Origin of the sequence: Natronomonas salina (genome assembly GCF_013391105.1) — an archaeon.
In the GTDB taxonomy this organism is placed as follows: Archaea; Halobacteriota; Halobacteria; order Halobacteriales; family Haloarculaceae; genus Natronomonas; species Natronomonas salina.
Map to the genome: position 1 here is coordinate 2,995,355 of NZ_CP058335.1, position 26,693 is coordinate 3,022,047.

The 26,693-nt window shown below is 58.2% G+C and carries 25 protein-coding genes and 1 pseudogene; 18 read left to right on the forward strand and 8 right to left on the reverse strand.

Going from position 1 to position 26,693, the window contains the following annotated elements:
• Positions 1-72: 72 nt before the first annotated feature.
• Positions 73-1,386 carry a PQQ-binding-like beta-propeller repeat protein gene (locus HWV07_RS15485; protein WP_211694146.1) on the reverse strand — a complete coding sequence of 438 codons (1,314 nt, stop codon included), beginning with the start codon at positions 1,384-1,386 and terminating at the stop codon, positions 73-75.
• A 267-nt stretch (positions 1,387-1,653) separates the two neighbouring features.
• Complete coding sequence (locus HWV07_RS15490; protein WP_178335179.1) at positions 1,654-2,136, reverse strand: response regulator; 483 nt, start codon at positions 2,134-2,136, stop codon at positions 1,654-1,656.
• Between the two features lie 458 nt (positions 2,137-2,594).
• On the opposite strand from HWV07_RS15490, the gene HWV07_RS15495 reads away from it, so the two are divergent.
• The 4 genes from HWV07_RS15495 (at position 2,595) to HWV07_RS15510 (ending at position 6,157) form a co-directional block, all read left to right on the forward strand.
• The gene (locus tag HWV07_RS15495) at positions 2,595-3,818 is read left to right on the forward strand and encodes a sulfotransferase family protein (RefSeq protein ID WP_178335180.1); all 1,224 of its coding nucleotides are present in this window, start codon (positions 2,595-2,597) and stop codon (positions 3,816-3,818) included.
• Positions 3,819-4,061: 243 nt separating this feature from the next.
• On the forward strand, positions 4,062-4,919 hold the full coding sequence (gene cysC, locus HWV07_RS15500; RefSeq protein ID WP_178335181.1) for an adenylyl-sulfate kinase: 858 nt from the start codon (positions 4,062-4,064) through the stop codon (positions 4,917-4,919).
• Positions 4,920-4,944: 25 nt separating this feature from the next.
• On the forward strand, positions 4,945-5,691 hold the full coding sequence (locus HWV07_RS15505) for a YqcI/YcgG family protein (protein WP_178335182.1): 747 nt from the start codon (positions 4,945-4,947) through the stop codon (positions 5,689-5,691).
• Between the two features lie 178 nt (positions 5,692-5,869).
• The gene (locus HWV07_RS15510) at positions 5,870-6,157 is read left to right on the forward strand and encodes a ubiquitin-like small modifier protein 1 (RefSeq protein ID WP_178335183.1); all 288 of its coding nucleotides are present in this window, start codon (positions 5,870-5,872) and stop codon (positions 6,155-6,157) included.
• Positions 6,158-6,207: 50 nt separating this feature from the next.
• Here the strand turns inward: HWV07_RS15510 and HWV07_RS15515 are convergent, their stop codons facing one another.
• Positions 6,208-7,512 (reverse strand): acetamidase/formamidase family protein, encoded by a 1,305-nt coding sequence (locus HWV07_RS15515; protein WP_178335184.1) that lies wholly within the window; start codon positions 7,510-7,512, stop codon positions 6,208-6,210.
• 481 nt (positions 7,513-7,993) lie between these two features.
• Here HWV07_RS15515 and HWV07_RS15520 point away from each other — a divergent pair, with 481 nt between their 5' ends.
• From HWV07_RS15520 to HWV07_RS15555, 8 genes are all read left to right on the forward strand, one after another.
• On the forward strand, positions 7,994-8,284 hold the full coding sequence (locus HWV07_RS15520) for a DUF8069 family protein (RefSeq protein WP_178335185.1): 291 nt from the start codon (positions 7,994-7,996) through the stop codon (positions 8,282-8,284).
• Complete coding sequence (locus HWV07_RS15525) at positions 8,284-8,619, forward strand: DUF7558 family protein (protein ID WP_178335186.1); 336 nt, start codon at positions 8,284-8,286, stop codon at positions 8,617-8,619. Before HWV07_RS15520 ends, HWV07_RS15525 begins: the two co-directional genes overlap by 1 nt.
• 100 nt (positions 8,620-8,719) lie before the next feature.
• Positions 8,720-9,079, forward strand: coding sequence for a MarR family transcriptional regulator (locus HWV07_RS15530; RefSeq protein ID WP_178335187.1), 360 nt, complete (start codon positions 8,720-8,722; stop codon positions 9,077-9,079).
• A complete protein-coding gene (locus tag HWV07_RS15535) occupies positions 9,076-9,417 on the forward strand; it encodes a PemK-like protein (RefSeq protein WP_178335188.1) in 342 nt (113 codons plus the stop codon). Before HWV07_RS15530 ends, HWV07_RS15535 begins: the two co-directional genes overlap by 4 nt.
• A 156-nt stretch (positions 9,418-9,573) precedes the next feature.
• Positions 9,574-10,500 carry an ImmA/IrrE family metallo-endopeptidase gene (locus tag HWV07_RS15540; RefSeq protein ID WP_178335189.1) on the forward strand — a complete coding sequence of 309 codons (927 nt, stop codon included), beginning with the start codon at positions 9,574-9,576 and terminating at the stop codon, positions 10,498-10,500.
• 191 nt (positions 10,501-10,691) lie between these two features.
• The gene (locus tag HWV07_RS15545) at positions 10,692-12,077 is read left to right on the forward strand and encodes a PD-(D/E)XK nuclease family protein (RefSeq protein WP_178335190.1); all 1,386 of its coding nucleotides are present in this window, start codon (positions 10,692-10,694) and stop codon (positions 12,075-12,077) included.
• A gap of 182 nt (positions 12,078-12,259) precedes the next feature.
• Positions 12,260-13,744: a hypothetical protein gene (locus HWV07_RS15550; RefSeq protein WP_178335191.1), complete on the forward strand. Its 1,485-nt coding sequence runs from the start codon at positions 12,260-12,262 to the stop codon at positions 13,742-13,744.
• Between the two features lie 166 nt (positions 13,745-13,910).
• Positions 13,911-14,921: a tyrosine-type recombinase/integrase gene (locus HWV07_RS15555; RefSeq protein ID WP_178335192.1), complete on the forward strand. Its 1,011-nt coding sequence runs from the start codon at positions 13,911-13,913 to the stop codon at positions 14,919-14,921.
• Between the two features lie 359 nt (positions 14,922-15,280).
• On the opposite strand, the gene HWV07_RS15560 is transcribed toward HWV07_RS15555, so the two are convergent.
• Positions 15,281-15,457 carry a hypothetical protein gene (locus HWV07_RS15560; RefSeq protein WP_178335193.1) on the reverse strand — a complete coding sequence of 59 codons (177 nt, stop codon included), beginning with the start codon at positions 15,455-15,457 and terminating at the stop codon, positions 15,281-15,283.
• A 153-nt stretch (positions 15,458-15,610) separates the two neighbouring features.
• Positions 15,611-16,990, reverse strand: coding sequence for a matrixin family metalloprotease (locus tag HWV07_RS15565; protein WP_178335194.1), 1,380 nt, complete (start codon positions 16,988-16,990; stop codon positions 15,611-15,613).
• On the opposite strand from HWV07_RS15565, the gene HWV07_RS15570 reads away from it, so the two are divergent.
• From HWV07_RS15570 to HWV07_RS19965, 3 genes and pseudogenes are all read left to right on the forward strand, one after another.
• Positions 16,946-18,301, forward strand: coding sequence for a PD-(D/E)XK nuclease family protein (locus HWV07_RS15570; RefSeq protein WP_178335195.1), 1,356 nt, complete (start codon positions 16,946-16,948; stop codon positions 18,299-18,301). The genes HWV07_RS15565 and HWV07_RS15570 overlap by 45 nt on opposite strands.
• A 284-nt stretch (positions 18,302-18,585) precedes the next feature.
• Positions 18,586-18,966, forward strand: a pseudogene (locus HWV07_RS20160) (enoyl-CoA hydratase/isomerase family protein); the annotation flags it as partial.
• 136 nt (positions 18,967-19,102) lie between these two features.
• Positions 19,103-19,393, forward strand: a complete 291-nt coding sequence (locus HWV07_RS19965) for an enoyl-CoA hydratase/isomerase family protein (RefSeq protein WP_281362341.1) — start codon at positions 19,103-19,105, stop codon at positions 19,391-19,393.
• 126 nt (positions 19,394-19,519) lie between these two features.
• On the opposite strand, the gene HWV07_RS15580 is transcribed toward HWV07_RS19965, so the two are convergent.
• On the reverse strand, positions 19,520-21,289 hold the full coding sequence (locus HWV07_RS15580) for an acyl-CoA dehydrogenase family protein (protein WP_178335196.1): 1,770 nt from the start codon (positions 21,287-21,289) through the stop codon (positions 19,520-19,522).
• Positions 21,290-21,352: 63 nt separating this feature from the next.
• The gene (locus tag HWV07_RS15585; protein ID WP_178335197.1) at positions 21,353-22,717 is read right to left on the reverse strand and encodes a restriction endonuclease; all 1,365 of its coding nucleotides are present in this window, start codon (positions 22,715-22,717) and stop codon (positions 21,353-21,355) included.
• Positions 22,718-22,853: 136 nt separating this feature from the next.
• Here HWV07_RS15585 and HWV07_RS15590 point away from each other — a divergent pair, with 136 nt between their 5' ends.
• Together HWV07_RS15590 and HWV07_RS15595 are read left to right on the forward strand one after the other, a co-directional pair.
• Entirely contained in the window at positions 22,854-23,786 is a 933-nt protein-coding gene (locus tag HWV07_RS15590) for a transcription initiation factor IIB (protein WP_178335198.1), read from the forward strand.
• A gap of 155 nt (positions 23,787-23,941) precedes the next feature.
• Entirely contained in the window at positions 23,942-24,352 is a 411-nt protein-coding gene (locus tag HWV07_RS15595) for a hypothetical protein (RefSeq protein ID WP_211694149.1), read from the forward strand.
• A gap of 226 nt (positions 24,353-24,578) precedes the next feature.
• Here HWV07_RS15595 and HWV07_RS15600 read toward each other — a convergent pair whose 3' ends face one another.
• Positions 24,579-25,916 carry a right-handed parallel beta-helix repeat-containing protein gene (locus HWV07_RS15600; RefSeq protein WP_178335199.1) on the reverse strand — a complete coding sequence of 446 codons (1,338 nt, stop codon included), beginning with the start codon at positions 25,914-25,916 and terminating at the stop codon, positions 24,579-24,581.
• A 131-nt stretch (positions 25,917-26,047) separates the two neighbouring features.
• Between HWV07_RS15600 and HWV07_RS15605 the strand changes: the two genes are divergently transcribed.
• Positions 26,048-26,383, forward strand: coding sequence for a hypothetical protein (locus tag HWV07_RS15605; protein WP_178335200.1), 336 nt, complete (start codon positions 26,048-26,050; stop codon positions 26,381-26,383).
• Positions 26,384-26,693: the final 310 nt, after the last annotated feature.

Sequence of the window (26,693 nt, forward strand, 5' to 3'; positions counted from 1 at the left end):
CGTGCGCATGGCGATGACGTAGACCTCACTCCCTTGAAGATCTCCTCTCGGAAGATGAGTACCAATCTGGCGTCAGGGTTCGGAAATCGCTAGGAGCTGGCTCTCATTATCACGCCCTGGATCCGTTAGGACGTATACAGTATCATCAGTGACTACCGGTAATCCACCATGTGCCCCGAGGTCGAGTCCCCACCGTCGCGTCCCGTCCGCCCGGGCGAGCGCGGCTAGTTCCTCGCCGTGCGTGAGGTAGACGGTATCGCCAGCGATGGTCGGCGGGAAGATGCTCACCGCCGCCTCGTAGCTCCACTCAGCACTGCCATCGGTCGCGTCGAGCGCGTGGAGATACTGCTTGTCGGCTCGCGGGTCCATCGCGCCGACGAACAGCCGCCCTTCGGCGTAAGTCGGCTGGGAGAGCATCCGCTCGGAGCGCTCCCAGTCCCATTCGACGTCCCCGGTGGCGGCGTCGACCGCGAACAACCGGCCATCCCCCGGCGACGGTTCGCCACCCCCGACCGACGTCGATGGGTTGATCGCCGAGACGAACACCCGTTCAGAGCCGGCCACGATGTGCCCCGTCAGAGACCAGCCGTCCTCGACCTCGAGTTCGGCTGTCCAGTCCTGCTCGCCGGACGCCCGGTCGACGGCGTATATCTCGCGAGTGGACCCGTAGCGTTCGTTCGTATCGAACGTGTAGACGTACGCGTCGGTGACGGCCGGTTTCGCCCAGTCGGTCCGCCACGTCGGTCCATCGTCGGCCTCGACGACGTGCTTTCCAAGCGTGGCCGTCCACTCCGTCTCGCCCGTGGCGGCATCGCAGGCGATCACTCCCCGATCCGACGCGATGTAGACCATATCCCGGTAGACAGTCGGCGCCGTCGGTGGGTACTGCCCACTGGAGGCTCTGATGTCCTCCTCGTGGACCCACTCCTGTTGGCCCGACTCCGTGTCCAGGGCGTGGAGCCGGACCACGTTCCCCTGCTCGCGAGTGATGACGAGCAATAGGTCCTCGTAGAGGGCCGCCCCCCAGCGCATCGGCGGGAGGTCGCTGTTCGCCCATCGTTCCTCGCCATCGGACGGCGAGAGCGAGAACGCTCGGCCGTCGGTCCAGGCCTCCGTGAGGTAGAGCTCTTCGTCGACGACGGGTGGATAGACCGCGCGGTCGCCGAGGACGGACCACGCGATTTCGGCATCCTCGCCCGGCCCGGTCGCGTCGGGAACGTATCGAGAGTTTCGTGCGTCGTAGTTGACCTGCGGCCACGTCCCCTCGGCGATCCAGTCGGCCGGTGGTTCTGTGGGTTGGTCGCTCGGATTCGACTCGGACAAACAGCCCGCGAGCCCGGCTCCGAAGACGCTTCCTGTCGTGGCGAGGAGCTGACGGCGGTGCATACGCGTTCGTGAATCAGTACCAGTATCTCTCTTGTGGTGGCTCAAACCGGTGTTTGAGTTATGGCTCGCCTCACTGGATGAACGTTGAGAACCCACAACTATGGTTCGTTTCCACCTCGAAAGCCCTCGGCGCGCTCGCGGTCGCTGGCAGGATATCCTCACTCCGTTCGGACACGCGGAGCGTGATGACGCGCCTTCGCGGCTTGTGTTATAGGACTATACGCGGCCCTTTTCGACCACGATCTCGAGGTTCTACGAATCAGCTGGTTAGCTCCCTTCGTCTCCGTCTATTCTCGATGGAAGTTCAGTGGTCCAAATCCAGAAGTTGGTAATCGTCTCGGCGGTATCACAAAGGCCGTCACGCTGAGTGGGCTTCTTGATGTAGGCATTCGCGCCCAAGTCGTAGGCTCGCCGGATTTTCTCCTCGTTCTCATCTTCGCCTAACACGACGGTGGGAGTACCCCGAAGGTTCTCAGTCTCGGCCATCGCTCGAAGTACGTCTTCTGCTGTGGTGTTGGTGAGAAGCCCCGTAGAGAGAAGGAAAAGGTTGGGATGTGGGGAATCGCTGTAGACGCCGTGATTGCGGAGGAAGTCAAGAGCTTCGTCTCCGGAGTCAACGAGATACGTGGATTCAGTGGTATCGTGCAGTGGCTCAAAGAGGGGATCAGCGTCGGTGGGGTTTGATTCGACGAGGAGGACAGTGGGCGGCCCCTTCTCCGAGAGCGGGTATTCATCTCGTCGCGATATCACTTGAAGACAGATAAGCGACCAGCCGAGAGATATCCAATTGGTTTGTCCCCGAAGACTCAACCCACCCGAATCATTTTCGTGCTACTCGTTCTACATTAGACTACCATGGTAGCAGTGGGCGTCCACCCTCAAACCGACAAGAGGTTGCGACGAACACAACCTGTTCGTTACACGGTGATGCCTCGGACTCCGACGGCATCTCATTGTCCGGGTCACAGCCCTCCAAAGGAGGTAACGAACGTTCCCCCGGCGGCCCGCCGATTCCCTCCGAATGGGGTTGGAACTTCGAAAGCTACGCTAGCCGAAATCGAAAGCCCGGGTTCCAGAGCCTTCAGACAGTGGCAGCGGCCAAACCCAACGGAGGCCCAACGTATGGCGGCCCGGCGACCACCGAGGAAACCGGACCGTCGGTTCCGATTTGGGACTGATTCGGTGGACACGCTGGGGGGTGGCGACTAGTGAGTCTCGATGAACCGCCAGGCGATCTCCGCGATCGGGCCAAGCGGAACTACGAATACGTAAAAAACGAGATTATCTCTGAGAAGAAACGAGCTATTCTGTCAGAATACACGGTTGACGACTTTGACAGTATACTGCTCATCGTGACGGCTCCGAGAGGAGGCAGTAGCCTCCTTTTCGACATTCTTCGCCATCATGAAGGAACGTGTAGTCTGGATGGTGAACACGATCGATGGCTCACGCTGAACGGGATTTGTTACCCGACACTCGAGTCCGACGTCGTTCCAGCCGACTTCGAATCGTTCGACCGGGAGAAACTCCTGACTGACCTCCTCGCCGAGGTCGGAGCAACCGAACGCTCCGGCGACCGAACGCACCGTGTGGATAACACGCTCGTCCGACTTCCGTTGCAGTTCCCCAATCGAGACCTCCCATACGAGCAGATACGCGACCAGCTTCTTGAGGGCGTATCACTCGATGCGATACTCGAGGACCTCGACATTCTGCCGTTGCAGTACGATGAATACGCAGAGCGAGACGCAAACAGCCCGTTCGAAACTGAAACGTTCGAGGACCGACCGTTCGTCTCCTCACACCGTCACAAGCGTGGTCTCACAGCGGCGGATTTCGAGCGGACGCTCGTCCTCAAAGCAAGTGGTGACGCATACCGGCTTCCGTGGATCCGCGAACAGCTGTTCCCCGAGACCGATGTCAACGTTGTTCACCTCACGCGGAATCCTGCAGCGTCGGTTAACGGACTCTACGACGGCTGGCGGCTGAACAGAGGGTTCCAGACGTACAACGTGGGCGATCTCAATCTCAACGATTACGACGGCTCGCTATGGTGCTACGATCTCCCGCCGGGCTGGGAGACGGAGGGAAACCTCATCGATGTCTGCCTGCTGCAATGGGTCCAAGCCCACCGCCATATCCTCGATCACCGCGATGCGTTCGAAGACGTCCTTCGCGTCCGATTCGAGGATCTCCTCACCGACACTCGCTCCACCATCACGGAGATCGTCGAGTTCGCCGATCTCGGTGAGTCACCACTGCTCTCCGAGAACGTCGAAGACCCCAATAAGGTGATGACGACGAAGGAGCCGAGGCACGCTCGCTGGCGAGACAGAGAGGAGCTCGTCAAGAACGCGCTCGATCGAGCCGATGAGACGTATACCGAGGTGGCCACGGAATTGGGATACACGGAGGAGTCCGAATGGATCTAGGCGTATCGCCAACGGAGGAGCACAGCAGTAAGAGGACATCTGTCGATTACCGACGGGCCGATATCCGCCGAAGTCAACGATGACTAACCTCGCAATTGCGGTCGACGAGGCGATACACATGCACTACGAGACACCGAATGGTGAGTCGACCCCGGCCGAGGCGTATAATACCGAAAGCACGACCGTCAATGCGATTCGGGAAGAAACGGATCGAGCCGTTCGTCTCACAGGAGGGCCCACCTGATGTCGGGAACGACCATTTGGCTCTTCGGGCTGCCCTGTTCTGGAAAGACGACACTCGCTGAGGGGTTGATCGGGCCGTCTACGGTCCATCTGGACGGAGATTATCTTCGGAACACGCTCAACTCCGATCTCGGGTTCTCGAAGGAGGATCGAACGGAGAACCTCAGACGGGCTGCTGGCGTCGCGCAAGCGTTGAACGAACAGGGATTCGACGTCGTCGCGTCGTTCATCACCCCCTATCGTTCTCAGCGAGACCTAATCGCCGAGATGGTTGATGACATTTCGTTCATACACGTCAATGCGCCGCTCGATGTGTGCGAAGAACGCGATGTGAAGGGAATGTACGAGCAGGCTCGTAAGGGCGAGATCGAGGGCTTTACGGGTATCGATGCGCCGTTCGAGGAGCCAGAGGGCGAGGAGTCTGGACTGGAGGTTCGGACGGCGACGCACTCGAAGGAGGAAAGCCTCAAGAAGATCACCACGGAGCTGGATCTCAAGTTCAGTCCGAGCCATATCTTCATCGGTCGTTGGCAACCATTCCACGATGGCCACCGGACGATCATCGATTCAGCCGCAGACAACGGGAAGAACGTCATTATCGCCATCCGCGACACCGAACTCAGCGAGAAGAACCCCCTCACCGCACAGGAGCGCCAGGAGCTAATCGAGGATGTCTACGAAGACCATCCGAACGTTGAGACGATGATTATTCCGGATGTCGATACCGTGGCTATCGGACGGGACGTCGGATACTCGGTCGTCTCGGTCCCTGAGGAGATTGCAGAGATCAGCGGGACGGAGACGCGCGAGGCGTATGAGAAGAGTGAGCTCCTCACAGGTCAGCACTTAGATGACTAATTAAATCGCCAATGACAGCTTCCCAATGACTCGAGCAGGGCTGCTGTTCGATCAGGCGGAATTACAAGATGCGATAGAGACAGGCGAGCTGACAGCATGGAAGAAGCAGAGATATCTTGCGTTCAGGGAGACGATGCGGGAGAGTCGTTATCCGTGTCATTTTGCAGTCCAAGCGGAACGTACCGATTCCGCTCGGTACCTCTTCGCCGGGGATGCTCATGATCGGGATGCGCTTCTCAAAGTGAGAGAGGGATTGCGACAGTATCTCGAACAGTATCAGTCGATAGCCGAACGAACGACGCTAGTAATCTTTTTCGAGCCACCTAGTGAAGAGCAATGTGAAGAGGAGTACCGTGCGCAATTCTGGCGCGTTCTCGAATTCCTCAACAATCGAGATCCGGAGCCATGGCCTCGCGGCGTTCCCGAAGACCCGGATGATCCCGAATGGGAATTCTGCTTCTCCGGAGAACCGATGTTCATCGTCGGACGTGCGCCGTTCTATACAGATCGGAAGAGCCGGTATACGCCCTATGGACTCGAAATAACGATCCAGCCACGGCGGATACTCGACGACATTACCGGAGATACAATAGAAGGTCAGCAGGCACGCTCCGCCATCAACGATCGGTTAGAGGAATACGATGATGTTGCTCCCCATCCTGACATTGGCGATTATAATGATCCCAACAGTCGAGAATGGAAACAGTATCTCCTTCCGGCATCGAACGAGGAGAGTTTGGGTGAATTTCCCTTCGAGATAGATACAGAGTGAGTGGAAACTGTGACCGCTATAGATATGACCCAGCGTGGGAGGCGGAGGATTCAGCAGTCGTTCGTGATCGACTCGACCGCATCAGCCGGACGGCTCAGGAGGTGATCGATCTGCGTACGACGTATCTCGATCCCTAACTCTCCCCCGCGTTCTTGCTCCTGCCGTACCTACCGGTACCATGGACGTCACCGTCTACGGCCAACTGCGGGCGGCCACCGGCGAGAAGACCGTCCGCGTAGAGGGCGACGTCAAGACGGTCGACGATGCACTCGAACGCTTCCTCGAGGCGTATCCCCGAGCGGAACAGCACGTCCTCGACGAGGATGGCGAGGTTCGTCCAAGCGTCCGTATCGTACTCGATGGCGATCAAGTCGACCTCGACAGCGATTGTCCATCGGACGCGACTCTTCAGCTCTTCCCCGCAATGGAGGGTGGCTGCACAGAGACGCACACCAGCGGCGAGTAGCAGCACAGAACCGGGAAAAGAGATGCGCCGGACCTCCGTGACCAGACCCGCTACAGGTTGTACTGCTGCCGGACCGCCTCGTCGAGGCCGCACTCCTCGAGGCGGTCCATCGGCGCCAGCATCGACAGCTGGACGACACCCGGGAGGCGGGCGATCTCGACGCCGCCGGTGAACGTACAGCGACCGCGGACCTCCCCTTCCGTCATATCCAGCAGCGTGCCAGCGCGGTCGAACGCGTTCTCGGTGGCATCGTTGATTGTCGGGCCGCTCCCGATAATCTGGATCGGCGCGGCGTCCCGCACCTCGTCGACATCGTACTCGGCAGCCAGTTCGTCGCCGGCCTCACGTTCGGCGTCGGTGTAGGGCTGGGCGATATCGGGGAGGTCCGACTCGTTCGGGAGTAGTAGCGGACCGTCCAACTCCAGGTCCTTGATGACCTCCACTTCGAGTTCGGTCCAGCCGCTGACGTCGGTCGTATGCAGCGAGAGCTCACCGTCGCCCTGGTTGGCGTGCAGGTCGCCGACGTACAGTCCGGCGCCGTCGATCTTGACCGGACAGATGAGCGTCGCACCCGGGCGGACGTCGTTGGAGTCCATATGGCCATCCGTCCGGTCGTCAAGGGCGGCTTCGTCTGGTAGCCCCCAGTCGTGTTCGGCGCCGATGAGGAACTGGCCGAAGTCACCGGCGTTGTGTGAGTCCGGGAACTCCCGTGGCGGCGTCGTCCCGATGTTGCCGATGAACGGCTGCAGGTGGCCGAGCGTGCCCGGCATCTCGTCGGGCTTGTAGAGGAGGATCGGGTGCTGTCGGGAGTTCTCGGGCAGCGCCATCGCCTCCTCTGCGCGGTCGGCGAGCTGGTCGGCGCCTTCGGGCCCGACCGTGAGTCCGACGCTGCGGTCATCGTCGAAGGCGACGGTGTACCCGAACTCGAAACCGAACGAGGAGGCGTTGGTGCCACATTCCGCACAGCAGATGGCCTCCTCGCCGGTCCCCTCGACGACGGTCTCGGGCCATTCGGTGCCACACTCCGGACAGACGTGATCGACGAAGGGGTCGTCGCCGAACGCCCCTTCGCGTTCTGTCATGCTGCCGGTGCTGGTGGCGACGCTCGTGACGTCGACGTCCTTGATGCGGACGACGAGGGCGTCCCCAGGTTCGGCGTTCTCGACGCGGATTGGCCGTGTGACCTCGTGGCCACCGCGGAACTCCGGTGTGATCATCGGCCCCCAGCACGCCGGCGGCGTGTGGGTGCGGACTGTACCTCCGTCGGCGACGGTGCCAGCCCACTCCTGGTCTGGTCCTACGAGGCCGAGCGTGAACTGGTCGACCTCGAGTTCTTTCTGGACTTGCTGGGACATACAGAATCCTGTTAGGGATTAACAGGCATAAATTCCACTTCAGGGAGCTGAGGGGTCGCTGCGGTTACAACTGGAGTCACTCTACCTCGAAAGCCCTCGGCGGGCTCGCGGCCGCTGGGCGAGATATCCTCGCTTCACTCGGATAGGGCCCGCCCAGCGACTCCACTGCGTCGCGAGCCCGCCTCGCCCTTTCAGTCCGCCAGGGGTGGTTTCACTCGTCGATCGCATCCAGGCCCGGCTGCCGGTGAGTTACATGGGGATCAGTCGAACGGGCTGGAGGAGGTGGCTGATCGATGTGCCGCCAACCAGGGATGACGTCTCTCACTAGACTATCGAGGCTGGCTCTCCACCATCGACAACTCGATGCGCGAGCCCGATGGTTAGACTCCACTAAGCGGGTGTGTTTGGGTGGTACGGAGCAGTTGGTTTTGTATCGCCCCTCACGGGTGCGGGGCGCGCAGTCGCGCCCAGCGTGATACGTATGGATGAGCTCGATCCGCACGACGACACGAGCGCCGACTACGAACAACTCGAGACCGAACTGCTCGCGCAAGATCAGGACGCCGCTCGCGCTAAGACTGTTGATATCGCCGACGAGGCGGCCAACAACATGGTCAGTGATCTGCTGGACGCGGGCGTCGTCACACCCGTTCCTGAGGCCCGGGTCCTCGTTCACGAACCAAGTGGCACTGCGTTCGACTCGACAATCCAGCTCGCCATGTTCCATCAGGGCTGGACGGCCGCTCGTGAGGCCGACGCGCAAGGTGAGTAATGCAGCAGACGCTCACTGGCTGTGCCTTCTGCAATGCCCAGCCCGGGACCGAGATTGGTGAGGCGCATACCTGGGGAAAGGACGAGCGGGTCACCTACCCGATTTGTATCGACTGTGCCATTCAGAAGCGACCCGTCTCCGAGGAATGCGACCGGCATGCCTGCGATGGTTGTGGACTCGTCGTCGACGCACTCGCTGCCCTCACGCGGTTCCGCGTCGAGCTCGGCCACCTCGAGGGACCACTCTACCTTTGCGCCAACTGTAGTCCCGGTGGGCCTGCCACCTACTGGACGCGAGACCTCGAAGGGCATGTCGTCGGTAAGGTGTCGGAGTGAGAATGCATCGCATTTGACCGACGTCTTCTACCGACAAATCCCGCTTGTTACGAAACAAATGGACCAAACAGCTATGTTCCAACGGTCCCAACATCAGGCTATGTCGGGCGGCACCATCGATATCGAGGAATTCGAGGACGCCGACGTCGACGAATTCGACGAGCGGAACGACACCGAGCGGGTCGTTACGTTCCTCGACGAGCACGACGACCGTGCATGGAAGGCGGCGACGATCGCCGACCAGCTCGGACTGGATTCCGACGCCGTCAATGCGATCCTCTCGCGGCTGAAAGCGCGGGGTCTCGTGCGACACAAGCGCCCGTACTGGGCAATCACGGACGACGAGGAACGGCTCCGGGCTGCCTACCGGCTGCACCGGCAGTACGATGCTGCCGACGAGGAGTACGGTGAGGAGCGGCTCGAAGCGGTACAGACTGACGGCATGGAGCCCGTGGAGTGACCGAGTTCGAAGACTTGGAACGTAGTGATATCGTCTGGGCGACCGATCCGCTCTCGGAGAAGGGACGGCCGTTGCTCATCTTGGGGACACCGGAGTTCCCCCACCATGGCGTGCAACTCATCACGGTCCTGCTCTCGACGAAAACCTACCATGAAGAGTCACTCACGCTTCGCGACGACGACTACGACGGCGAGCCACTTGGGGAACGAAGCCACGTCCTTCCCTGGTCTCTCGTGACCCTCACCAGTGCGGCAGACGTGGAATATCGATTGACTGCACTCGTCGACGACCGTATGGTGGACGTTGCAAGAGAGACGATCGACTATATCTCCTCGTAGATCCGGAGCCCCCGGATCGTGAATGTGCTATCTGTGAAGATTTCGATCGCTAGCGTTTCCCCTTCTGACGGACGTCGATAGTAGGTTTTTCTCGCCCCTTACGGGTGGGGGCGTTCCGATCTGTCCAGAACTCCATTCCCCAAGTCGGTGATTCCAATGGCTACGAGTAGCGACGCGTCGGCCTCGTTCGAGGAGGCCGACACACGGTCCGAGGAGATGCACAGTACGATCGAAGCGTGGGTCGACGACCTCGTCGACGCCGTCGACGACGCCCAGAGCAGTGAAGCCTTCCAGGAGTGGCTCGACGTGCAGAGTCGGTTCCACGACTACTCCTACAGGAACACGCTGCTGATCAAACAGCAGTGTCCGGAGGCGACGAAAGTCGCCGGCTATCGGACCTGGCAGGAGGAGTTCGATCGCCACGTCAAGGAGGGCGAGTCGGCGATCTGGATCTGGGCGCCGATCATCGCCAAGCGCTGTCCCGAATGCGAGAACTCGCAGAGCTACCACGAGGAGAGCGACTGTGCGTACGACGAGACGCCGCCGGAGGAGTGGTCGAAAGGGCTCGTCGGGTTCAATCCAGCCCCCGTGTTCGATGTCTCTCAGACTGACGGCGAGCCGCTACCTGAACTGGATACCGCAGCTACTGGTGAGGCGGGCGACCTCGTCTCCTGGCTCACTGAAGCGGCTGAGGAACTCGGTGTGGCCGTTCGGATCGTCTCCGAAGAGGAATGGCCACATGGAGACGCGAAGGGCGTCTGCAAGCCGTTACGGGGGAGTGAAGGTGACGCCTTGGTCGAAGTCAAGGACCGGGCGAATCAAGCGGATCTCGCCGGAACGCTCATCCACGAGTACGCCCATGCATTACTGCATACCGGTACCGAGGATGAAGCCGAACGGGCGAAGCGAGAAGTCGAAGCCGAAGCGGTCGCGTACGTCGTAGGTCGGTACTTTGATCTGGATATGAGCGGGTCTGCGTTCTACCTCGCTGCCTGGGAGTCCGATGACCCTGAAGCTGTTCGTGAACGGCTCGGCCGGATTAGTCGAACGGCCCAGGACGTCATTGATTGTCTGATAGATTGATTGGGGTGAGATAGCATGATATGGCAAACTCACGCTCTGGTGAGGGTCGTGGAACAGGCTTCGGGTAATCCTCCCAATCTGGTGTAAACTACTGAGTTATCCTTCTCCAGATTTAGGAGCATTTGAGGGAACATCGGCCACACTCTACTTGTGAGGTAGCTTGAAGGGAGAGAACATGGATTACATTAGCTATGAGTGACACTCTCCCGGGATTCGATCAGGAAGAGTTAGAAAATTTTGTCGAGCAGTATATGCAGCTCGATCGGCGGGTTCAACGGCCACAAAACATCTACTCGATACTCCCTGGATCGAGAGAACGGAAATACCAGTACACGCTCAAATACTTCCTGGATCCTGGGAGACCTCATGGCTTGGGGTATACACTCCTGGAATCACTGCTCGAATGTGTTGGTCTTCACGAATTCAACCTTGCCGGACAGCACGTCGAGATCGATGACGAAGTCAGAATAGCGGACACCGGATCAGATGGAATTATTGACCTGATCATCTGCGGTGGGAGTGCCTTAGCTGACCATCCTCGCTGGGGAGTCTTTCTGGAGTTAAAAGTCGGTGCACCAGAGGGAACGGACCAAACCACGACGTACGCTCAAGCTGAAACATGGGATAGCAATTGGTTTGATCTGGACACACTAGCTGTCGACCGCCTAGATACGACGAAGTACCTCTATGTGAAACGGGCGGTGGCAGATGACCCTGATGACAAGACTGGGACGTTCGAGTCTGTCAACTGGTCGGAGATCGTGGAGAGTTTCGAGCGCAATACTCGGGAGTCGCTTTTCGAGTATCCCAACCGCAGCGTTATTCAGTTCACAGACTTCATACAGGCACTGAAGGAGACCGAGAACATGGACTCGGGTATTGATGAAGATGAGTTGAACGAACGCCTCAACCTGTACTTTGAACATAACGAGCTCATCCAGCAGGTCGAGAAAGCAAACAGCCAGTTCGAGAGTGACTTCGAAGATCTAAGCAAGTACTTGGTGGATAACTGGGAGAGCAAGATCATCGATAAGTACGATTTCGAGGAATCAGCGTGGAAAACATCGTTATCTAGCAACCCGAAGTGGCAGGGCATTCTTCCCGAGTACTGGGAGCAAGATCCGCTGAATAGACGGAGTACCATCAAACTGTACTTCCGTCATTCGCCAACGACCGATCACCTCCGGAATCAACGTCTCAGTTTCAGGCTTCGCCTGCCGCCACAGCGGAATGTGCATACAGAGGAACTCCACGATGGAGAATCGTTCAACGATGTTTTTGCTCGAAACTGCACCACCGAGTATGAAGAGAAAATAGATGCCGCCCTTGAATCATTAGATATCGATGCTTCTGGATTGGGTAGTGCATCTGCACTCGTTGAGAAAACCTACCAACTCGACCCACACAATTTAGCTGACTCGTACTTTGAGCAACTTGATAACGCAGTATCCGAGTTCTGCAGTGAGCAATGTGAGCTCACAAAAGTCATGAATGAGGTTTTTGAAGATACGTATCAGGAAGTGTTCAAAGAGGAGCCAGCGGGTGAGTTCCTAGGCTGTCTCTCCAAACGTGAATAAGGCCATCTCACACCCATCTTGACGCCGGGACGTAAACGCCTGTGATCGCGCATCGATCGGTGTTCTAATCCTATCCGGCAATCTCTCGAGCTCTTGCTGTTCGTTTGGCAGGTTTCACCCCTGTCAACGGTTCATTTCGTACCAAGATTCTTGTCGATTGGTCATGGCTGTTCACGTACGGGATGCCAACACTTAGCGAGCGGAAAGACAAATCGACCACCGTCCACCCGCGGCAGACGGATTATTACATCACCGCGAAGCCCCCTGAAGTCGGTTTTATCACCTATCAAATCGACCAGCGAGCGCTCGAGTATCTCACTGAAACGTGCAGTTACAGCGACGGTGATCGTCTCCCCTGGGCGATTGTTCATCCGCTTCGCCAGATACGCGACCTCTATACACTCGACGAAGGGCATCCACGCAGTGCAGACCCAGAGGAAGTGGAGAAAGAGATCTCAGTCCAATCGGTTGAATCAGTCGAGATAGAGACACTGATTCAATATCTCTCAACCCACCCGGACGTCGTCGGCGATGTTGGTACTTTCAGAACCCGTCTCGAGCAGCAAGACGGTTCCTATGCGACAGAATTACGACGCGATGGATATACGCCCGTTGAAACGCCTGGATTCGAATCGAGTGGCAACGACACCTTAGATAGAATTGCTCAGCAGTACTTCGGTGAAGGCACTACTGGATACATCACGTGGAACGGCGACCGCATCTACGAGTATATCGAGGTTACTGACCGGGACGGAGAGACGCATCAATTCCCGAAAATCGATGGCCGTCTTCGGGAAGGCGAACTGTATCGACTGAGCCATGATCTCTACGAGCGGTGGGGGTCGGAAATCGGTGTCTCCGAGGTAAACTTTCGACGATACGAACCCGACGACGACGGGTTCCCGAACCGTTGGATAGGACAGCGTGTTGGCTCACCCGAACCGAGTCTGAAACAAGCGGAGTCCCCACGGGCGTTCTACTATCGGACTATCGCGGGACGCAGTCATCATGCACCAGGCATAGAAGCCGAGGAGGCATTCGAAGCGGCTTGCGACTACTCTCTCGAGGTCTACAAGGCAAACTTCCCAACCGCCGTCAATCCCAACGATTTCGAAATCGAGTACGTGACAGTCGAGAAAGCAACCGAGCCGTGGCATGATTTTCAGGTTCCTCCTGGGTGGGCGAATGAATATGCGGATAATGGTGGTCTCCCGCCACTGAAGCGGGACGAGGCCGCATCCCTATCGACTCGCCAGCAAGCGGTTGTGAACCGCCACAGCCCGGGTGGAGACGGATACCAGTGGTTCGCCTCGCGGGCGGAGGCCATCGACCGCATCGAGAATGAGTACTATGCTGATGTTATGATCGCGGCCGATCAATTCGAGGGTGACGTAATTGATTTCTATCAAGGGGGTGCCGGCCACCCGACTTTTGAACTTCTGGTCGGTCAGATCACCGCAACTGTGGTCGTCGAAGATAAGTTCTGTTTTGTTAGATGTAACTCAAAAACGAGGGCCTCTGTCAGTTTCACTACCGCTGGTGAGACAACCTCCGGTGTGAACGTCGATGTGGACTCTGTCTCTGAGGCAGGAACTCTTCTCGAAGAGGTCAGGCGAAACCTTCCTGTATTGCTAGATTTCGCCGATCTTGCTCTTGAGGCGATGTAGACAAAAAACTGATCACGCCGAGTGGATACTCGACTTTCGAGGGTCCCACCTGGCGATTTTGAAGCAAGTTGGTGAGAAGACTCGTGCCCAAGGACACCTACCTCCACTTCGGGAAATTAGAGCCAAGGAGCTCGGTAGCTCCCCATCGGTTCCCCGCATACAATCCATGGACCTCGAACCGATCGAACCCCAGGCGGCAGTTGAACTGTACCTCGCGGATCGAGAACGCGAAGTCGCCAGTAGTACCCTGCGGTCCCATCGGTCGCGGCTCCAGTTCTTCGTCAAGTGGTGTGAGGAGGAGGGCATCACGAACCTGAACGAGTTGACCGGTCGCGACCTCAACGAGTACCGGATCTGGCGCCGAAATGACGGCGACCTGGCACCCGCGAGTGAGAACTGCCAGATGGATACGCTTCGCGTGTTCCTCCGATGGCTCGAATCGATCGAGGGCGTCCCGAAGGATTTCCACGAGAACGTCTGGTCGCCCGCCATCGACAGGACTGACGAGGCTCGGGACGTGATGCTGGACCCCGAGGACGCAGAAGAGGTTCTCTCGTATCTCGAGACGTACTACTACGCATCGCTCGACCACGTGTTGCTCTCCTTGCTGTGGCAAACGATGATGCGACGCGGCGCTGCGCATGGGCTCGATGTGCGTGACTATCATCGAGAGGACCAGTGCCTCGAGATCCTCCACCGGCCGGAGACTGACACGCCGATCAAGAACGGCCAGCGCGGCGAACGGCTCATCGCGCTCACGGGCTGGCAGTGCAGCTTGCTCGACGACTGGCTCCAGGATCGCCGGCCGGACGTGGCGGACGAGCATGGGCGACGGCCATTACTTGCGACAGCCCAGGGTCGGATCGCGACGTCGACCATCGGGAAGAAATGCTACCAGTGGACCCGTCCCTGTGTCTACAGCAACGATTGTCCCCACGACCGTGATCCAGATGATTGCGAGGCGATGGATACCGGCCATGCATCGAAATGCCCCTCGAGTGTGAGTTCACATCCGTTCCGCCGCGGTAGCATCACACACCACCTGAACGAAGAAATCCCCGAAACAGCAGTCGGTGATCGAGCCAACGTCAGCCAGGACGTTCTTGAACGGCACTACGACCAGCGGACAAAGCGCGAGAAAATGGAACAGCGACGGCAGTACCTCGATCGGCTCTAGGTGCTGTTCCTGAAACTGAGGCCGGAAGATCATATCTCTCCTCTCGGGATTGGGGCTACTTTTGCTGCACAACCTCGAAAGCCCTCGGCGCGCTCGCACTCGCTCAGCGACATCTCCTCACTCAGGAAGACTCGCTTCGCTCGCCTTCCACGGCTCCCGCTCGCTCCGCTCGCGGGATCTCCGTTCGGAGAGAGGTCGCTGAGACGACTCCACTGCGTCGCGAGCACGCCTCGCCCTTTCAGTCCACCAGGAGTTGGACCGGAATCCCGGTCTATACAATTGCGAGGGTAAGCTCGCTATCACGGGATCGCCTCACAGGAGCCATCTAAACCAACCAATCTGTAGAACCTCGGTAGTGCTCAGATTAGTAGACCGACCACGAAAGTCAAAGCTGAAAAGAGTAGCCCGGCAATTGTCCGCCTCTTAGCCTTCCTTTCGGCCTTCTCCAATTTCTCTTCCAACTCCTCGACGTCCGCATCTGTCGCTACGGGTTCGCCATTAACGTACACGAAATCTTCGTCCCCGCTTAGCGTCATTAGCTCTCGCTCGTGGCTACTGGTACAAGAGAATTTTTCTCAGCCGTTGAGCAGGTGCAAGAGTATCTCAGTATACGACTATTGAGCAATATTACCCGTAGAAGGGTACTGCAGCAATTCAAGCGAAATATCGCGCATCTTCCTCGTCGTGATTCACTCTTTCACAGGCAGCCCGAAGGCACGCATAAGTTCCGATGGCTCGTGTAACTGGTAGCGTTCTGCTTTTTCAAGATAGTCCATAGCAGCCTGCCGGTGAGGCTCCGGATTCCCCCTGTAGGCAGCTTCTCGGGCCATTTCTATTGTCTCTTCAGCAGTCAATCGAAGAAGGTAGATGTGCTCAGCTGTCTCCTCTGCTAAGGCATACGCGTCAGACTCGTCCAATCGATTCGCGGTGCGTCGCGTGTCGATGACTCGGCTTCTTGCAGTTTCGAAATAATTAGCGGAATCTATAGCTGCAGATTCGCTAGCAGCGTAATCCCGCCTGCCATACGCGTCGAGGGCGTTCGATAATGCGTCTTGGCCATTGCCATAAGGATCGAAGAACCCTGTATACTGGCCAATCGCGTCATTCCGGGCCCGGTAATCAGGAATTCGGTCTTCAATGTCATCACTCATGATATGGGCCGGTTCTTCTCCATGGCCTATACCGAGTGTATGACCTAATTCGTGTTTCAGAATGGTCGTCATCCATTCCTGACGATAACCATCTACGAGACTGATTTCTACCGTTGATGGAGCAGACTCCTGGACGTAATGAGCACAACCCGCGATACCATCCCCAGAATTCCCTCCGCAGTTCCTAATCTCTTCGACCAGGGAGATCTCTACATCCGGATCTGAGGTGTTTGGACGGTATTTGTATTCTACCGGATAGCCGGCATATTGCTCGGATTTGTTCTCCCAATAGCTGAGCGCCTCTTGCACGATCTGATCGATGTCGTGTCGCGCAGGAACTTTCTGATTCAAACAGACAGTGAGCGTCTCTTTCCCGTAGGGATTGGGATTCTCGATCTCGATATCCCGGTTAACTGAGTCATCTTCAGTTTCGATATCAACGCGGTAATGGCCACTGAAGAACACCTCCTCATCGATATACATCGAGATATCTTCCCGGTTTCCACCTTCGAGCGTGATCTCCCGAGATGCTACTATGTCACCATCGACCGATAACGTGACTGATTGCTCAGCAGTTAGATCTCCTCTATTATGGAGTTCGATGTCTCCTGATAGGGACTCGTCGTGTGACCCAATCTCGGGTAATTCGACAGCCGATACTACCAGTTCGGGAGGTTCAGGATCCGCAACTCTGAGCTCAGATTCGTAATTGTCGTCGCTAGTTTCTGCTGCTATCGTATGATAGCCTGCGCCGTATTCTTCACTATTCGCAGTGTGATTTCGTCGATTGAAAGCGTAGAGACTAATCGTAGCGTTCGTAGGCATCTTCTCTCCCCCGGTACTTTCAATATGAAAACAAGACCATGCTAAATTGTGCCAACAGCGCTCGAAGATCGCCTCGAGGATCTCAAGAATCATCTTGACATCCTCCCCGAAGCGAAAGCGCCGCCCCCGTCAATTCTCGAGGTTCTCGGTCGCAGTCACCAGGAACAGGACTGGCAACGACTGCTCTTCCACTTTCTCTCACCAGACGAGTCGCATGGGCTCGGACACGAACTGTTGGATCGATTCCTCACTGAACTATCCGAACGCGACGATCTCGAGTACACGTTCTCCAGGTTCGATCTCGAGGATGTTCGAGTCGAGCAAGAGGTCAGTACTTCAAGAGGCCGTCCCGATGCAGTCCTCTGGAGTAACGAGGAGTGGTTCCTCTGTTGGGAACTCAAAATCGGCTCACCTGAGGGTAGCGGACAGACCCAGGCATACGTCGATCTGGACGAATTCGATGGAATCGGCCTCTCAAAGAACGACGTTCCGGAGGAAGGCCACTACTATCTCTACTTGGCGCCTGACGGCGCTGCCCCACCGCAGGCAGACGAATTCGTACCGATCTCGTGGGAGTGGGTCGTATCTATCCTCCAGTCGTTCCTTGCCGAGAGTCACGGCGAGTATCCCGCGCGAACGACAGCACAGCTCAATGACTTCATCGGGACGATCCGGAGTGAACTAACCATGACAGAATACGAGGAGAATCTCCAGGAGAAGGCGAAACTGTACGTCGATTATTACGACGAGATCGCAGCGGCGCAGGATGCATTCGAGAGTCAGTGGGCTGACTTCACGAACAATTGGGGGACACGGCTCGCGGGGACCCTGGACACAGCTGAGGTCGTCGACGACCCAGATATCCCGGACCGCTATGCAGCTGTGGAATTCGGCGGAGGGGACGGCGAGCGAGATCGATGGATCTTCCGACAGGGGATGTCTGACTGGGGTGGAATCCTGAAGGACGGCTGGTGGAGACGCACTGATACGCTATCGAACACCTTCGTCAAACCGGATAACGGTGAGATGGCCGGCGTGAGCCTCTACCATCGACTGAAGCAAAATCGCGACCTGGCTCTCGAGGACGGAACCCTGGAGATACAGTTCTGGCATTCCTCAGCGAATTCTACAGAGTTCAGGACGGCGTTCAACAGAAACCTCGCTGCCCGTGAAGAGGAGCTGAGAAGCGCTCTCCCGGCCGTGGCTGAATTGCCATCCATCACAAAATCCAAAGGAAATCTCTTCACAACGAGATACGACATTCGTCAGAGCGGTTCTGACGACTTCTTCCAGGCGTATACGGAGACGTTAGAGGAGGCGTTTCTTGATTTGGTAGTAACTCAGGATGAGTTTGTCAAAATCATCGACGAAGTCTACGCCGAATCGTTTGCTATGCATCAATAACGCCCTGAGGATGGCCCGGATATCTGAAGTCGCACTCGCCGTGTTGGTATACGGTTCCGTATGGAGGACAGCTCTCGATGCATACGAGAAGATCTGATTCCGTTCGTCGAGATGGCTTTCGACCCTGATGGGTTCTTCACCCTTCTTGCGTCCCCGGAATACTCCACGAAACGCGCGACAAGCGACGCCAGGTCGCCGTTGACAGTTGTTCTGTAGTCGAATAGAAACTCTATTTCATTACTGCGGGCAATACATATTCCCGCTGGCTCCCGTATAGCGTAGCCATGACTACAGAATCATCAACCGAAGACACTGCCGTTGAGGTCAGTCAGGACGGCTACGTTGCCACAATCCATCTCGACAGACCCGAGCAATTGAACACCTTTAGCACGAAGCTCGCACACGATCTCGATGACGCCCTCCACCGTCTCGACGAGGACCCAGCAGTCCGCGCAATCGTGATCGTCGGGAACGGAGACGCGTTCTCCGCTGGCATCGATGTCTCCGAGCACGCTTCCCTCGACGGAGAGGACGCTTACGAGACCTGGGTCAGCCAGATGGAACAGCCGTTCCACACGCTCGCGGAGATCGGAACCCCGGTCGTGGCCGCCGCTCACGGCCACGCCGCGGCGAACGGGATCGGACTCCTCGCCGCGAGCGATCTCGCCGTCGCCGCCGAGGATACGAAACTCGGCGCGACTGCCCCGAAGGTCGGCCTGTTCTGTATGGGCCCGGCCGTTCCACTGCGGGAGACGCTGACCCCGGAAACGGTGTCTCGAACTGCTGCTCACCGGCAACCTGATCGACGCCGCGACGGCGGCGGACTGGGGACTACTCAACCGCGTCGTCCCGTCAGGCGAACACGTCGATGCCGCACGAGAACTTGCGGAGACGATCGCCTCGAAGAGCCCGATGGCCGTCCAGATGGGCAAGACAGCCTTCTACGAGATGGCCGACATGGACTACCACGATGCCATCGAGTACTCCAACGAGCGATTCGCGGCCGTCTGCGCGACCGACGACGCACGCGAAGGGATCGCCGCGTTCCTGGACGGCGACCCATTTGACGCCGACGAGTGGCCCGGCGAGTAAGGATAACGGCATCTATGTCTACCATCTAGTAGTTTGACTGATTTAGAGCGATATCGATGGTGTCCTGAGTCTACTGCTGTGGATCGTTGAAGGGATAATTCGGAAACGTCTGCTTCGAGGACGTGTTCAGTCGTCGGCGCTTACCGGACGGACCTGTCCAGGCGTAACGGGATTGAACCGGATTATCGCGTCGAACTCGTGGTCACTGAGACGGGACCGACCCGCGATGCCTCGGGCGTCGCGTGCTTGGAGTTCGCGTCGGATGAACCACTCCGCAACGAGTGCCTCCCTCGCATCGTCGTTCCGTTCGAGGCTCCACTCGGCCCGTTCCAGAAGGAGGACTGCGGCAGTGACGTCGAAGATGTAGTCGGCAAGTTCTTTTGCCTCGAATTGAGCGGTGTCCCTCCCCGCGGTCGCGATCGTACCGAACGCATCTTCGAGACCATCGAGTTCGTCCCTGGCCGTCTCCACGGTGGCTTCGAGAGCGGATTCGTCGATCTCGTCGAGCCGCGTCTCCAGTTCAGTCAGAAGGGATTCATGGGCCTGTTCGGAGACCATCGCCCGCAGAACGTCCAGCGCCATGATGTTCGAAGGACCCTCCCAGATGGGCAGCACCTGTGCGTTCCGAAGGAGTCGCGGGTTGACGAACTCCTCGACGTAGCCGTTGCCGCCGCGGATCTCCATCGCGTAGGTGGCGGTGTCGACGGCCATTCGGGCAGTCTTGTACTTCGCGACGGGAATCAAGATCCGCATCAGGGCGTGGGCCGCATGGTCTTCGTCACCCTGCTTGAGGGCGCGTTCCCTGGCGCCGAACTGTGCGGCCGCCTCGAACGTAACTGCCATCGCTGCCTCGTGATCGACGGCCATGTTGACGAGGTCACGCTGCATCAGTGGCTGCTCAGCAAGCTTGCCCCCGAACGCCTCTCGGTTTGCCGTGTGGACCTTCGCTTCGAGCAGCGACCGCCCCATCCCGCCGATGCTCCCGATGGCGTTGTACAATCGCTCGACGTTGAGCATCTCGGACATGTACTTGAAGCCCCGCTCGGGTTCGCCGACGAGAGACGCCTCTGCGCCTTCGAATTCGATCTCGCCGGTCGGGACGCTCTTCGTGCCGAGTTTGTCCTTGAGCCGACGATACTCCATATCGTTCAACTCGCCGTCGGTCGTCTCTCGGTCGAATAGGAACAGCGAGAGCCCCTCGGTGCCGGCTGGGGCGTCCGGACGGCGGGCAAGCACTAGCGCTGCACTGGAGTCGATATTCGAGCAGAACCACTTCTCGCCGTACAATTCGTAGATCCTCTCGTCATCTGTCGGTTCTGCGCGAACCTCGTTGGCGCCGACGTCCGAGCCACCCTGCTTCTCAGTAAGGAACATTGCGCCGGTCTCCAGGTCGTCGTACTCACGCGTCGTCAGCGCGTCGTAGTACTCGTCCAGCGTCCCGTCGTCGAACTTCTCGAGGACGATCGCGGCGCCGCCGGTCATCGCCGCTGGACAGCTGAGTCCGACGCTCGAACTGCAGTCCATGAGATAGAACTGGGCGAGGTGGGCGACCTGCGAGAGGGGTTCGTCCATGCCTGGTGGTGCCGAGAACCGGTTGGCGATCACGCCGTGTTCGTAGACGAGTCGTTCATTCTCCAGGTGGGCAGGATGGTAGTCGACCTCGTTGATCCGCTCGCCGTTCCGGTCGTACGTCCGGAGTTCAGGTGGATTCTCCTCGACTACGTCGGCGTTGTTCGTGACAGTGGTTCCGATCAGTTCCCCGAACGACGAGAGGAGGTCTTCGAGGCCGTCAGCGTCGCACCGTCGTTCGACCGTCCGCTGGAGCGCCCGGTCGTACTCCCAGTAGTTACAGTCCCGCCCACGTTCGAGCGCAGAATAATCGAGTGGGTCTGCCATAGACTCACATGGTGCCCCCGCCATGTAAAGCTACAGTCGGCGAGACGGCAAAGCGCTCGCCTCTCAGACGATGCCGGCCACGGTGAGGAGGGCGAACAGACTTCCGAACAGCAGCAGGGCGACGCCAGCCATGAGCTTGGGGTTCTCCATCGCCTTCTCGTGGATCGGCATCTCGGCGTAGACCCCGCGGAAGGCATCCAGGTTCGCCTCGTCGTAGAAGTACTTCGTGCTGAACATGAACGTCTCCGTTACTGCACAGCCCGTACAGATCGGCTCCCCTTCCAGTCGCTCGGTTTTCGTGTGGCGTTCGCAGCTGATACTCCCGCAGTTCTCGCAGTAGGTGTACGTCTCGCTTCCGCCGGAGGTGTCGCAATGGACGCACCGGTGGACGCCGTCGGCAATTGTGACTCTGGATGGCCCGGCAGCGAAGTACTCGTAGGGGTAGTCGTATTCCTGGAGGGTCACTTCCTGACGTACCTGCGGCAGGTATACCGGTTCGATTGATTGAACCGAGATATCCGAACGGTTCGGTTCGCAGGTCTTGGTGTACGTCACGTTGTTGTCGCCGGTGTACCGTACGGTGGTCCGGTGATGGTCCTGTAACTGCTCGACGGACCAGTCTTTGTACTCGGTCTGGGTCTTCCCGAAGCGCCGCGTTTCGACCTCGTCGAAGACGGACGTGAAGCTGTCGTCCTCGAGTTTGACCGTCGCGTTGCGGTTTCGGAAGACGAGGTTGGCGACGTCGCTGTCGGCGACCGATGGCCGGCCTGGTTCGGCGTGGACGACCACGCGATTCCGGTCATTGATTCGGTGGATGACGCCGACCGACGTCTCGAAGACCGCGTTCGTGTCGGCCGTCACGGCAACGACAGGCCGGAACGTCACTGCTGTATGCGGTTCTGGGAGGGCATCGGAGTCGATGTTCTCGACGTCCGCGAAGGTTTCCTTGAGTGGCGCCGAGACGGGGTTCGTCGAATCGTGCGGTCGGAGAGTCTCGTCACAGAGGATCTCGATGCGGCCGTTGTAGAGGTCGAGACCGATCTCGTCGGCGACCGAGCGGAGATCGGTGCCATCGAGGAGTTCGATCGGATACGGGTCGTCGTTGCGTCGTAATGCTTCTGCGTACTCCTGGGCAGGGTTCGTGAACCGGCCGGTGGTCGCGATCATCCCGCGTTTCGGGCCGTCGAAGTCGAACGTCGCGACTGCCGAGTGGAGCTTCTGGAGGACCGGCCGGCCAACGGTGGCAGTGTGTTTGCATTCGACGACAATCGCTCGACGGGTCCCGTCGACGACCTCTTCCATCATGATGTCCCGCCCCTCGTCGGCCGTCCGGTCAGCCTGCCGGACGTTCTCGTAGCCGAGTTCGCGGAAGACGTCTTCCATGAGGTCCTCGAACTCGTAGCCCGAGAGTTCGTCTAGAACGGCCATCTGCTGGTTGGATGCAAGATACCGAGGAATGGTAAATGTACCACCTCGGTTTGAGTTCCGAACGTGTGCGTTGGAGAACGGTTTTTCTGCCCCCTGACGGGCGAGGGGCGCAGGATTGCGTGCCTCGTGACGTGAGATGGCTTCGAGAGATACCTACGAGCGAACGTTCGACGAAGACGTACAGCAAGCCGACCAGAACACGTGTCCGGAGTGCAGTGGGCGCGTGACGACCAACGCCTATGAAACCATCTGTGAAGATTGTGGGCTGGTCATCGACGACGAACAGATCGACCACGGACCGGAGTGGCGCGAGTTCGCTGACGACCAGACGAACAGCCGACGGACGGGGTCGCCGAACACAGTCGCGCGGCACGACCGTGGCATCGGCACCGAGATTGGCTGGAATCGAGACAGCAGTGGCCGGCAACTGTCACAGGAGAAGCGACGACAGCTCGTCCGCCTTCGACGGGAGCACAAGCGGGCGAAGGCGGACTCGACGGCCGATCGAAACCAGATCCAGGGATTGGTGGATATCCGGCGGATGACGGCTGCCCTCGGTCTGGGTCGGAGTATCCGTGATCAGGCTTGTCAGCTGTTTCGAACGGCACAGAACAACGACCTGCTCCGCGGGCGGTCGATCGAAGCAATCGCTGCAGCGTGCGTCTACGCGGTGTGTCGGCTCAATGAACAGCCACGGCCCTTCGAGGCGATCGCGACGGTCTCGAAGATGTCTCTCGATCGGATTCGTCACAGCTACGGAATCTTGAACCGGGAGCTGGATCTTCCGGTGCCACCTGTCGGTCCGAAGCAGTATCTCCCGCAGATCGCTTCGGCCGTCGACGCACACACCGAGACGGAACGCCGCGCTCGGGAACTACTCGAGCGGGCTGACGATCGAGCCGTCGCGAACGGCCAGAACCCGATGGGGGCTGCAGCGGGAGCCCTCTATCTTGCCTCACGGCAGACGGGCGAGTACATCAAGCAGGAGACGATCGCCACGGCAGCGGACGTTGCGGCAGTGACCGTCCGAAAGCGGTATCGGGACCTACAGTCTGTCGTAGCGACCTAGCGGAGAGCGCTCATAGATCCTGAAGTGTCGGAGAATGGGGTTGGACGGAAGGACACTTGCCCGAGGCTAATCCTGTGAATCGGTCATTGTAGAACAGGCGCCTAGTATCGAGGTTTAGCTGAGTGTTTTAGTTCTGTATCACTAACCCGTTATGTATGCCTCTGATAGCAGCCGGAAAGGGGTCGGTAGCAGCAACAGCACGATGGCTGCACGGATTGTGGGAGTATTACCGTGAATACACCCATACCGCGATACTTACAGCTTCAGCGGCGGCGCTTACCGCATTTGGACTGCTTATCTTCATCGACCGACTCTTTGTGTTGCTGGCGATTGCCGCCTATATCTGCCCCCCTCTTATCCTCTATAGTCTTGATGCTGATGCCGGAAAAACGCCAAGCTCATCAGAGTCAGCTACCGACCGTGCCGATTCGAGGACGAGTTCGGGTGCCGGCATGGATAGCGATGACGGGGACAGTGATTCCGATAGTGACGATGGAGACGCTGATTCGGATGGAACAGATGCTGATGCAGATGCTGACGATGGAGATTCCGACACAGATGGGTGACCGTCTGGTATACTCTCTTCGTCTCTATTGGCCAAAATCTCTCTATCGATAGATAAGCAAGCCGAGTAGTTCAGCTGTTTCAACCTCGTTGCATTGGATGCATCCGTCCTCCAGTTCAGTCTGTACAGGGATCGAATGGGTCGGTCGGTACAGCCTGCGTAGCGTCCGACCCCCAATGGAGCCATCCATTCCCTGCAAGAGCGGCGATGAACGCCCCTCTGGTGGCTTATCGTTGCCTTCTCACCAGGAGCGTCGTGCTCAGGAGAGCGATGAGGGCTGCCAGTCCAGTGAACCCTGTCCCGTCGCCCGGTGAGGACTCCCCCGAGTCATCTGTACTCGCATTCGAGCCACCCGTCCCCGGGTCGTCAGTCCCGTCACCTGGTGTTGGCGAGGGGGGTGATGTCCCAGATCGGGGTGTATCGGTGTCGGTTGGTGGTGTAGTGGGGTCCTCGGAGCCGGGAGTCCTTGGCGCACCCGCACCCGGGGCTGGACTGCTGGGATTATTGGGTTGTACTCCGGGTGTGGATTCTGGCGTGTCGACCGATTCGGGAGCCGGGGTTCCACTGGGTGTCGAGGAACCGGATTCTTGCGTGACTGCGTTGGCTATCCACGCGCCCTCGCCGAGCGTCTCTTGGAAGGCACCATTGCTCGTCCCGTACTCGCCGTGATTCTCCCACTCACCATCGGCTCTAAGCCACAATTCTCCTGTGTCAGCCCCCACGTGGAACTCGGTCGTGATTGCGGTAGAGTCGTTACCAGTGATGTTCAGTGCGTCGGTAGTTGCGCCTTCGACTGGTTTAGTGCCGAGCGTAACGAACTGTTGGTCGAAGTCTACTGTGAGGCCACCGTCGAGTGTAACATCCGTGGCTTCCACGAGTGTCCCGTGTTCGAGTTCGGTATCGCTCGGATCGTATGCGGTGATTGTCTTCCCATCGTTGCCTTGGATGTTGACGTTCTCCAGTGTGATTTGCCGTTTGAATTCGTCTGTCAGGCCGGATAATCCGTTGATGCCGTCTCCGCCGTTGTTGGTGATCGAACTGTCGTCCATGGAAACTCTCACGGCGTATTGCGAACTGGAGATTGTTAGTCCGGAGTGGTCGTTGCCGTTAACTTCGACATTAGATAGCTCAGCGGTGACCCGGTCGCCTATGAGAAGTCCGTTGCCGTCGTTATTGTTGAATTCGGAGCTTGTCACGACTGCGTTCCCGCCACCCCAGAGGCTGATTCCTGTCCCACCGTTATTGGAGGCGACGATGTCGTGTGCACGGAATCCCTTAGAATATCGAGTCGCTACTCCGGTTCCGTCGTTGTTCGTGAATTCGACGTTCTGTATGTCTGTCACAGCCCTCCGTTTTCGGAGATACCCGTCCCCGTTATTTCGAACGACGGAGTCCTCGATGCGGAATTCACCACGGATATGTTCGATAGCTATTCCATCCCAGCTCGTGAGAGTGATGTCGAAGATACGGACTGAACCGCTCTCCGCTCGTATCCCGACCGTATCGCCGTCACCGGGTCCTTCCAAGGTGTGGCCGTTCCCATAAATCTGGACGTCCGCATTCACGATCAGGCAGGCGTCATCGGGATTGCCTTGCAGGTCGCTTCCGAGCTCGTACGTCCCATCGTCTTCGATCGTGGTGCATTCGACGATCTCACCATCATCGGCTATCGCGCCGTTCCCGTCGCTCTCTGTCGATGTTGGTGTCGTTGTCGGGTCTGGTGCTGGTGTCGCTGTCGTTGTCGGGTCTGGTGCTGGTGTCGCTGTCGTTGTCGGGTCTGGTGCTGGTGTCGCTGTCGTTGTCGGGTCTGGTGCTGGTGTCGCTGTCGTTGTCGGGTCTGGTGCTGGTGTCGGGTCCGGGGTGTCTGGCGCTGGTGTCGCAGTCTGGGCCGGGGTGTCTGGAGTTGATTGTGGTGGAGTACTGGTCTCGGAAGGTGTTGGTGTTTGCTGCGAGTCGTTTTGCCCGACACCGGGTCCAGTTTCGTTGTCTGTGTCGTTCCCGGATTGTCCAGCTACGACAGGCACGAGCGTGATTGTGACCGCTAATGCGATGAGGATGACGGGTACTGCGTGTTTCGTATTCATTGGTGCGTAGCGCAGCGCTGGTCAGGTATGAAGTGGAAGGAAGGATTGGGTGTCGCGATTCGCTGGAGAGGAGTCATACCGGAGTACCACTAACCCCCAGTTGTCAGATATTCGGTTGAAAGTTTTTACCAGCTACAAAAAGAATTGGAAGAAACGGATATTGGTTAGTACCGAATGCGTTATTGTTGAATCGGCGGTATGCAGGCTGGATCTCACGGCTGATGCAGTCTAGTCGGACTGAAACGAATTGACTCTTGA